Here is a 9,474-nt window from a genome sequence, read left to right as displayed (position 1 = left end):
TATTACAAATCATCCTAAAGTTGCTTTCATTTGCCTCTTTTGATACACTTAAACTATGAATACAAATCTCAAACCTAAACTCCAGCGTTTTGCTTCTGCGACTGCCTTTGCCTGCCCTATCTGTCAAGAAAATCTGACTCTGCTAGAGAACAGTCTCAAATGTAACAATCGCCATTCTTTTGACTTGGCTAAATTTGGCTATGTCAATCTGGCACCTCAAATCAAGCAATCTACCAACTACGACAAGGAAAACTTTCAAAACCGGCAACAAATCCTAGAAGCCGGCTTTTACCAAGCTATTCTAGAGGTCGTCTCTGATTTACTTTCAAGCTCAAAAAATGCCAAAACAATTTTAGATATCGGTTGTGGTGAAGGTTTCTACTCTCGTAAACTCCAAGAAAGTCACTCTGAAAAAACTTTCTATGCCTTTGACATCTCCAAAGATTCAGTCCAAATCGCTGCCAAGAGCGAACCCAACTGGGCAGTCAACTGGTTCGTTGGTGACTTGGCTCGTCTTCCTATAAAAGACGCTAGCATGGATATCCTGCTTGATATCTTCTCACCTGCCAACTATGGAGAATTTCGTCGCGTTTTATCCAAAGACGGTATCTTGATAAAGATTATCCCAACTGAAAATCATCTCAAGGAAATCCGTCAGAAGGTACAAGACCAGCTGACAAACAAGAATTATTCTAATCAAGAAATCAAAAATCATTTCCAAGAACACTTTACCATCCTATCTAGTCAAACGGCCTCTCTGACTAAGACTATCACAACAGTGCAACTCCAAGCCCTACTCAGCATGACCCCTCTCCTATTTCACGTTGACCAGAGCAAGATTGACTGGAGCCAACTGACAGAAATTACCATTGAAGCAGAGATTTTGGTTGGGAAAGCACTCTAAACTATACTTCCCAAAGGTATAAAACTTACCGAAAATCTTCAATATTACGAAAACGCATAAGAACAGGTGGTCAAAAACCTTAATCTTATGCGTTTTGTTATAGTTTCCATACACATTAAGGGGAAATATTTGAAATCAGTTCTTTTAATAACCATTGAATACCATATAGTACATTTACCCCAAATATGATATAGGCCGTATAAATCAAGTATTTCGATTTTTCCCGCCTTAAAGAATAGATCTTGTACAAGATAAACAAATTTAAAATAATAAATAACAGAGACAAAATCTTCCCTCCAAAATCAATCATAAAAGTAGGCAGTCAAGCATAGTTCTAATCTTTATTTTCGATTCGAGATAACAAACTTATCAATAAATAGCAAGTGAAATAAGGCAAGTGTAATTCCAAATAAGCACCCATGATAAGAGATTTCTTGATGGGTAAGGGGGAAAAGAGTATCATTACCCGCCAAGAGGCAGGTCAAAATGATAAATAAAATCCAAAATAAATCCGTCCATTTATATTTTGAAAAATATTTTTTCCACATAAAAACACCTTCTTTCCTACAATTATATTATAATACTTTATGTAAGCGAATACAAGGAGTATGAGGTTGAAAGAGAGTAAAAAGCAGTATTTCTAAGCCTTAACTGTATCTATGATTTCTATCTTTTTAAGACAAGATTGACTCAAATCTACATCATTAAAAAAGCGAATTTCAATCGAAACTCGCTTTTTTACAAAATGTATTCGTATAAATTTGTATCTTAGTTCAAGTGCCAGATATCTTCGTTGTACTGAGCGATTGTACGGTCAGATGAGAAGAATCCTGCTTTAGAAATGTTAACGATAACTTTATCCAACCATGCGTCACGGTCTTCGTAGTCAGCCAACATTTGCTCTTTGACTTTGATGTAGTCTTCCAAATCAAGAAGAGTCATGAACCAGTCTTTGTTGATCAATTCATTGTAAAGACGTTCCAAGCGCTCTTTGTTTCCAGCTGCAAGAACTGCATCACTAACGATGAAGTCAACCAATGGTTTGATAGCTTTACGAGCGTAGAATTCACTTGATTTGTAAGCTGCTTTTGCATAAAGGTCGATAACAGTTTCTGAATCTTCACCAAAGATGTAGATGTTTTCGTCGCCAACCAACTCAGCGATTTCAACGTTAGCTCCGTCCATAGTACCAAGAGTCAAAGCTCCGTTCAACATGAATTTCATGTTACCAGTACCTGAAGCTTCTTTAGAAGCAAGTGAGATTTGTTCTGAGATATCACATGCTGGGATAAGGAAGCTTGCTGCAGTAACGTTGTAGTTTTCAACCATAACTACTTGCAAGTGTGGAGCTACTGCTGGATCATTAGCAATCACTTCTGACATGCAAAGGATCAAGTGAATGATGTCTTGAGCGATTGTGTAGGCTGGAGCTGCCTTACCACCAAAGAAGATTGTGATTGGGCGAGCAGGGATGTTACCAGCTTTGATGTCAAGGTATTTGTGGATCACGTACAAAGCGTTCATTTGTTGGCGTTTGTACTCGTGAAGACGTTTGATTTGGATATCAAAGATAGAGTTTGGATTGATTTCCACACCTTGGTGTTCTTTCAAGTGACGAGCCAATTTACGTTTGTTGTGAGCCTTGATGCTTTCCAATTTTTCTTTGACAGCTGCTTTATCTTCATAAGACAAGAGTTTTTCAAGCTCATCAGCTTCATGGTGCCAGCCGTCTCCAAGAATCTCATCCAAGTAGTGAGACAAGCTTGGGTTAGCGTGCATGAGCCAACGACGGAAAGTGATACCGTTTGTTTTGTTGTTGAATTTTTCTGGGTAAAGGTCGTAGAAGGCTTTCAACTCAGAGTTCTTCAAGATTTCAGTATGGAGTGCTGCTACCCCGTTAACGCTGTATCCGTAGTGGATATCCATGTGAGCCATGTGAACACGTCCGCTCTCATCGATGATTTGAACAGCTGGATCTTTGTATTCTGCTTTCACGCGGCGATCCAATTCTTCGATGATTGGTACCAAGTGAGGAACCACTTCTTGCAAGAATTCAAGAGGCCATTTTTCAAGCGCTTCAGCAAGGATTGTGTGGTTAGTGTAGGCAGTCATGCTACGAACGATTGAGATTGCTTCGTCAAGCTCGATACCACGTGCAGTCAAAAGACGGATCAATTCAGGGATCACCATTGATGGGTGAGTATCGTTGATTTGGACAACTGCGTAGTCAGCAAGGTCATGCAAGTTGCTTCCTTTTTCGATTGCTTCGTCGATGATCAATTGCGCACCGTTTGAAACCATGAAGTATTGTTGGAAGATACGGAGCAATTCACCTCGACGGTCACTATCATCTGGGTAAAGGAAGAGAGTCAAGTTGCGAGCGATATCTGTCTTGTCAAAGCTGATACCGTCTTTAATAATAGAAGAATCAACTGAATCCAAGTCAAACAAACGCAAGCGGTTCTTCGTTTCTGTCTTGTAACCAGGAACATCAATATCATAAAGAGTTGATGTCAAAGTAAAGTCTGCAAATGGCACTTGGTAGCTACGGCTTGAGCGAACCAACCAGTTTTGCTCTGTCAACCATGCATTTGGAATTGTTTCTTGTTGGTTGTTTTTAAGAACTTGTTGGAAAAGACCAAAGTGGTAGTTAAGACCAACACCATCACCATTCAAACCAAGAGTCGCAATTGAGTCGATAAAGCAGGCAGCCAAACGTCCCAAACCACCATTACCAAGAGATGGTTCTAATTCAACTTCTTCAACTTCGATCAAGTCTTTACCTGCAGCAGCAAGTTCTTTTTTGACATCGTCGTAAAGACCAAGGTTGATCAAGTTGTTTGACAAGAGTTTACCAATCAAGAACTCAGCTGAGATGTAGTAAACTTTTTTCTTACCAGTGTTAACTGGTTTTTGGCTACTTGCAAGCTTGCTGTAGTTAAGAAGAGCAAGGTAAAGCTCTTCATTGCTACATTCTGCAATGGTTTTATTGTAACGATTTTGTACAAATTCTTGTAGTGATAACATGTTTAAGATGTCTCCTGATATTGTATTATTTCTTTAATTCTACCAAATTTTCATTAATTCGGCGATAGATTGTTGTCAAGTCAAGCAAACCTTCCTCGACAGCTGGTGTCAATTGTTCTTCAGTCATACGCCAAGACCAGTTTCCACCAAGGGTAGATGGGAAGTTCATACGAGCTGTCTCATCCAATTCTAGCAAATCTTGCATAGTTGCAATTGCCATGAAGCTAACTGATGAAAAGACTGTACGAAGCATAGCATGTGGCACTGTTTCGTATTCTTTACGATTAGTGTAGCGAGCCATGTACTCACGAGTCGCATCATCAATCTCGTTACGGTACCAACCAAGAACCGTGTTGTTATCGTGAGTTCCTGTGTACATAACTGAGTTAGCAGGTGCCAAGTGTGGGCTATCGATGCTTTCGTCTTCTGGGTTGAAGGCAAACTGAAGAATCTTCATTCCTGGGAAGCCAGTACGTTCACGCAATTCGATAACTTCGTCTGTCATGAAACCAAGATCTTCTGCGATGATGTTTAACTCACCAAGTTCTTCCTTAACAGCTGCAAAAAGCTTGTAGCCAGGCCCTTTCACCCATTCACCAGGTGCTGCTGTATCAGAACCAGCAGGGATTTCCCAGTAAGATTCAAAACCACGGAAGTGGTCGATACGAACAATATCGTAGATTTTGAAGCTTTCACGCAAGCGTTCAATCCACCATTTGTAGCCGTCTTTGTCCATTGCTTCCCAGTCATAGATTGGGTTACCCCAAAGCTGACCAGTTGCAGAAAACTCATCTGGTGGGCATCCTGCGATGCAAGTTGCTTTACCGTTGACATCTGTCTTGAAGAGATGTGGATTTGCCCACATATCGCTTGAATCTTCCGCTACGTAGATTGGCATGTCCCCAACGATTTCAATGTGGTTGTCGTTAGCATAAGCTTTCAATTTCAACCATTGTTGGAAGAAGAAGTATTGAGTCACACGGTGGTAAACCAATTTGTCTGCTAATTGCTCACGGTAGCTTTCAAGTGCTGAAGCTTTACGAGCACGAGCATCTGCATCTGGCCATTCAGTCCAAGCAAGATTGTCAAAATGCTCTTTGATAGCCATATACTCAGCAAAGAGCTCAAGCCATGATTGGTTGTCTTGAGCAAATTTCTCAAAATCTTTAACATCTCCGACTTCAAAGAAACGTTTCACAGCTTTTTCTAAAAGAGGACGACGTGCATAGTAGATTTTAGCATAGTCAACTTCAGACGCATCACTACCAAAGTCAACTCCTTCAAGGTCACTTGCTTCCAACAAACTTTGCTCCACCAAGATATCTAAATCGATAAAATGAGTGTTTCCTGCGAAAGCTGAGAAAGATTGGTAAGGAGAATCCCCGTAACTAGTTGTTCCTAATGGAAGGATTTGCCAGTAACGTTGTTTTGTACGAACCAAGAAATCAACGAAGTCGTAAGCACTTTGACCAAATGATCCGATTCCGTAAGCTCCTGGAAGAGAAGAGATGTGCATCAACACACCACTTTGACGTTTTTTCATAATAGCACCTCATGTGTTAAAATAATGGAACGTTGCGTATTTTTGCAGACGCAAACGTTTGCGCTACTTATAAGTATACTCCTTTTCAAGCATAATTGCAAGCGTTTTTAAAAAAACTTTTTTGATTATTTTTAAGGAGACTAACCCATTTTAGCAAAGATAACTTAAAACTATCTAATCCTAAAATTTGACTCTCACAGAACAGTCTACAAGGTGCAAATCCTCCTTCAGGAAGCTTTAATTTATATGCAAAAAGACACAAAGGTCTATAAAAAATAGATAGGGATTAGAAATAGGGAGGTAGCCCCTCCTGATTTCCCTCTTTAGACAGATTCCATCTATTTTTTATTAAAAACACTGTATTCTTATCTATTTCATACTTTTCTTCTATTAAAAAGCAAAATCATGCTATCAAATCAAGCTTAAAATTTTTTTAAAATTTTTGACAAAAACACTTGCAACCGTTTTCTATTTGTGCTATACTAAGCTCATAAAGGAAAACGTTTGCGTTTTTCTTGTCAATAAAACTTGTTATTCTTTAGGAGGAATACACTATGTCATCTAAATTCACGAAGAGCGCTGCTGTGCTTGGAACTGTTACACTTGCTAGCTTGCTTTTGGTAGCTTGCGGAAGCAAAACTGCTGATAAGCCTGCTGATTCTGGTTCATCTGAAACCAAAGAACTCACTGTATATGTAGACGAAGGATATAAGAGCTATATTGAAGAGATTGCTAAAGCTTATGAAAAAGAAGCTGGCGTAAAAATTACTCTTAAAACTGGTGATGCTCTAGGAGGTCTTGATAAACTTTCACTTGACAACCAATCTGGTAATGTCCCTGATATTATGATGGCTCCATACGACCGTGTAGGTAGCCTTGGTTCTGACGGACAACTTTCAGAAGTGAAATTGAGCGATGGTGCTAAAACAGACGACACAACTAAATCTCTTGTAACCGCTGCTAATGGTAAAGTTTACGGTGCTCCTGCCGTTATCGAGTCACTTGTTATGTACTACAACAAAGACTTGGTAAAAGATGCTCCAAAAACATTTGCTGACTTAGAAAACCTTGCTAAAGATAGCAAATATGCCTTCGCTGGAGAAGATGGCAAAACTACTGCCTTCCTAGCTGACTGGACAAACTTCTACTATGCATACGGACTTCTTGCTGGTAACGGCGGATACGTATTCGGTCAAAATGGTAAAGATCCTAAAGACATCGGTCTTGCCAACGACGGTTCTATCGCAGGTATCAACTACGCTAAATCTTGGTATGAAAAATGGCCTAAAGGTATGCAAGATACTGAAGGCGCTGGAAACTTGATCCAAACTCATTTCCAAGAAGGTAAAACAGCTGCTATCATCGACGGACCTTGGAAAGCTCAAGCTTTCAAAGATGCTAAAGTAAACTACGGAGTTGCAACTATTCCAACTCTTCCAAATGGAAAAGAATATGCTGCATTCGGTGGTGGTAAAGCCTGGGTCATCCCTCAAGCCGTTAAGAACCTTGAAGCTTCTCAAAAATTTGTAGACTTCCTTGTTTCAACTGAACAACAAAAAGCCTTATACGATAAGACTAACGAAATCCCAGCGAATACTGAAGCTCGTTCATACGCTGAAGGTAAAAACGATGAGTTGACAACAGCTGTTATCAAACAGTTCAAGAGCACTCAGCCACTGCCAAACATCTCTCAAATGTCTGCAGTTTGGGATCCAGCGAAAAACATGCTCTTTGATGCTGTAAGTGGTCAAAAAGATGCGAAAACATCTGCTAACGATGCTGTAACATTGATTAAAGAAACAATCAAACAAAAATTTGGTGAATAACAAATTTGTTCAAGGGGGGTGGAAATCAAATCCCCCTTTGAATTTATCAATAGAAACACAAATAATTTAGCTTTCTTATAAAAAAGCAGTATCCTATGAAAGGAGTTATTATGGAAAAGCAACAACCTAGTAAAGCAGCCCTGCTGTCTATCATTCCTGGGTTAGGACAGATTTACAATAAACAAAAAGCCAAAGGTTTTATCTTCCTTGGTGTAACCATCGTATTTGTCCTTTACTTCCTAGCACTTGCAGCCCCTGAATTGAGCAATCTCATCACTCTTGGTGACAAGCCAGGTCGTGACAATTCCCTCTTTATGCTGATTCGTGGTGCCTTCCATTTAATCTTTGTAGTCGTTTATGTACTCTTTTATTTCGCAAATATTAAAGATGCACATACGATTGCAAAACGCATTAACAATGGAATTCCAGTTCCACGTACCCTCAAAGAAATGATCAAAGGAATCTATGAAAATGGCTTCCCTTACCTCTTGATCATTCCATCTTATGTTGCCATGACTTTTGCGATTATCTTCCCAGTTATCGTAACCTTGATGATCGCCTTTACTAACTATGACTTCCAACACTTACCACCAAACAAATTGTTGGACTGGGTTGGTTTGACCAACTTTACAAACATTTGGAGCTTGAGTACCTTCCGTTCTGCCTTTGGTTCTGTTCTTTCTTGGACTATCATCTGGGCTTTATCTGCCTCAACTTTGCAGATCGTGATTGGTATCTTCACAGCTATCATTGCTAACCAGCCATTTATCAAAGGAAAACGTATCTTCGGTGTTATTTTCCTTCTTCCTTGGGCTGTTCCAGCCTTCATCACTATCTTGACATTCTCAAACATGTTTAACGATAGTGTCGGAGCTATCAACACTCAAGTATTGCCAATCTTTGCTAAATTCCTTCCTTTCCTTGATGGGGCTCTTATTCCTTGGAAAACAGACCCAACTTGGACTAAGATTGCCTTGATTATGATGCAAGGTTGGCTCGGATTCCCATACATCTACGTTTTGACCTTGGGTATCTTGCAATCTATTCCTAACGACCTTTACGAAGCAGCTTATATTGACGGTGCTAATGCTTGGCAAAAATTCCGCAACATCACTTTCCCAATGATTTTGGCTGTTGCGGCACCTACTTTGATTAGCCAATACACCTTCAACTTTAACAACTTCTCTATCATGTACCTCTTCAATGGTGGAGGACCTGGTAGTGTCGGTGGTGGAGCTGGTTCAACCGATATCTTGATCTCATGGATCTACCGTTTGACAACAGGTACATCTCCTCAATACTCAATGGCGGCAGCTGTTACCTTGATTATCTCTATCATTGTCATCTCAATCTCTATGATCGCATTCAAGAAACTACACGCATTTGATATGGAGGACGTCTAAGATGAATAACTCAATTAAACTCAAACGTAGACTGACTCAAACCCTTACTTACCTTTACCTGATTGGTCTATCAATTGTCATTATCTATCCACTTTTGATTACCATCATGTCAGCCTTTAAAGCAGGTAACGTCTCAGCCTTTAAACTAGATACTAACATCGACCTCAATTTTGATAACTTTAAAGGCCTCTTCACTGAAACCTTGTACGGCACTTGGTACCTCAACACTTTGATTATCGCCTTGATTACCATGGCTGTTCAAACAAGTATCATCGTACTTGCTGGTTATGCTTACAGCCGTTATAACTTCTTGGCTCGTAAACAAAGTTTGGTTTTCTTCTTGATTATCCAAATGGTGCCAACCATGGCCGCTTTGACAGCCTTCTTCGTTATGGCGCTTATGTTGAACGCCCTTAACCACAGCTGGTTCCTCATCTTCCTCTACGTTGGTGGTGGTATCCCGATGAATGCTTGGCTCATGAAAGGCTACTTCGATACAGTGCCAATGTCTTTAGACGAATCTGCAAAACTAGACGGTGCAGGACACTTCCGCCGCTTCTGGCAAATTGTTCTTCCACTTGTTCGCCCAATGGTTGCCGTACAAGCTCTCTGGGCCTTCATGGGACCTTTCGGGGACTACATCCTCTCTAGTTTCTTGCTTCGTGAGAAAGAATACTTTACTGTTGCCGTTGGTCTCCAAACCTTCGTTAACAATGCGAAGAACTTGAAGATTGCCTACTTCTCAGCAGGTGCTATCCTCATCGCCCTTCC

Annotated in this window: 7 protein-coding genes; 4 read left to right on the top strand and 3 right to left on the bottom strand. The window is 40.1% G+C overall.

Translation table 11 applies throughout. From position 1 onward, the window contains the following. The first annotated feature begins 55 nt into the window (after positions 1–55). Positions 56–904, top strand: a complete 849-nt coding sequence (locus WKI42_RS08160) for a putative RNA methyltransferase (RefSeq protein ID WP_368081655.1) — start codon at positions 56–58, stop codon at positions 902–904. A gap of 341 nt (positions 905–1,245) precedes the next feature. Here the strand turns inward: WKI42_RS08160 and WKI42_RS08155 are convergent, their stop codons facing one another. From WKI42_RS08155 to malQ, 3 genes are all read right to left on the bottom strand, one after another. After that, positions 1,246–1,452, bottom strand: coding sequence for a hypothetical protein (locus WKI42_RS08155; RefSeq protein WP_240148998.1), 207 nt, complete (start codon positions 1,450–1,452; stop codon positions 1,246–1,248). Positions 1,453–1,672: 220 nt separating this feature from the next. Then, entirely contained in the window at positions 1,673–3,931 is a 2,259-nt protein-coding gene (gene glgP, locus WKI42_RS08150; protein WP_368081654.1) for a glycogen/starch/alpha-glucan family phosphorylase, read from the bottom strand. Positions 3,932–3,956: 25 nt separating this feature from the next. Then, complete coding sequence (malQ, locus tag WKI42_RS08145) at positions 3,957–5,474, bottom strand: 4-alpha-glucanotransferase (protein ID WP_368081653.1); 1,518 nt, start codon at positions 5,472–5,474, stop codon at positions 3,957–3,959. Positions 5,475–6,028: 554 nt separating this feature from the next. Between malQ and WKI42_RS08140 the strand changes: the two genes are divergently transcribed. From WKI42_RS08140 to WKI42_RS08130, 3 genes are all read left to right on the top strand, one after another. Then, entirely contained in the window at positions 6,029–7,300 is a 1,272-nt protein-coding gene (locus tag WKI42_RS08140) for an extracellular solute-binding protein (protein WP_368081652.1), read from the top strand. Between the two features lie 110 nt (positions 7,301–7,410). Beyond that, positions 7,411–8,703, top strand: coding sequence for a carbohydrate ABC transporter permease (locus WKI42_RS08135; RefSeq protein ID WP_368081651.1), 1,293 nt, complete (start codon positions 7,411–7,413; stop codon positions 8,701–8,703). 1 nt (position 8,704) lies between these two features. Further along, a partial coding sequence (locus WKI42_RS08130) for a sugar ABC transporter permease (RefSeq protein ID WP_368081650.1) occupies positions 8,705–9,474 on the top strand: 770 nt, incomplete at its 3' end.

Source organism: Streptococcus pseudopneumoniae (genome assembly GCF_038148935.1).
Lineage (GTDB): Bacteria > Bacillota > Bacilli > Lactobacillales > Streptococcaceae > Streptococcus > Streptococcus pseudopneumoniae_U.
This window is presented reverse-complemented; position numbering and strand designations above follow the sequence as displayed.